Consider the following 947-nt stretch of genomic DNA (forward strand, 5'->3'; position numbering starts at 1 on the left):
CCCGCACCACCATCTAAAGTATCATTGCCGGTACCTCCATTTAAGGTGTCGCGCCCTTCTCCGCCTAAGAGTATGTCATCACCGTCCAAGCCATTTAGATTATCATCTCCCGCCAATCCACTTAGCGTATCAGCGTCAGCTGTCCCCTGAATGGTATCGTTGCCCGCTGTTGCCTCAAATGTTTTAGTTCGAAGCTCAGAATCTGACCATGTTGACGAAGTTGCATCAAATTGAATCGAGAGACTTGTTCTCTGGCTTGGATCCGTATCGAAAAAGCCAAAGACTTCGATTGTTTCTCCGCTGGCAGTCAGGGTTATGATCAAATCATCGTAGCTATTCACCAGGTCTATTTCACTTGGGTCAACCGTCTCGGAAAATATGAGTAGATGAGACGCTTCAGCACCTTCTGCACGAATTTGATCATTCCCATCTCCCAAAGCATAGTGATAGATATTATGGCCCGCACCTCCGTATAAATAGTCATCGCCATTACCGCCAATTAAGGTGTCATCACCATCATTTCCATATAATGTGTCTTGCCCATCCCCCCCATTTAGCTCATCACTCCCTTGGTTTCCAGACAATATGTCATTACCTTCATCACCGAAGAATTGGTCATTCCCCTCTTGACCTGTGATCGTATCATTGCCCGCAAGCCCGCTAATGACCTCACCTTCTGCACTCGCTTGAACGACATCGTCATACGGTGTTGCAGCCTGAATTCGGCTTCGCACTTCATCGCTGTCCCATGAAGTACCGTCGGAAAAGTTAATCGCTGTTAAGGCGTAATTAGGGTCATCTTCTTTAAAGAAGCTTTCAACGACGATGCTGTCATCATTGCCAAGAACAAGCTTTAGATCATCACCACTTCGTGTCACATAGCTGGTCTGGGCAGCAATCGACTCATCGAAAACAAGGACATCTTGTCGACCTTCAGTTTCATCATA

At 46.6% G+C, this 947-nt stretch carries 1 protein-coding gene; it reads right to left on the bottom strand.

From position 1 onward, the window contains the following. Window positions 1-947 (bottom strand): calcium-binding protein (locus tag A3757_RS02145; protein ID WP_304439164.1); only part of this gene is annotated, 947 nt, incomplete at both ends.

This window comes from Oleiphilus sp. HI0117 (genome assembly GCF_001635235.1).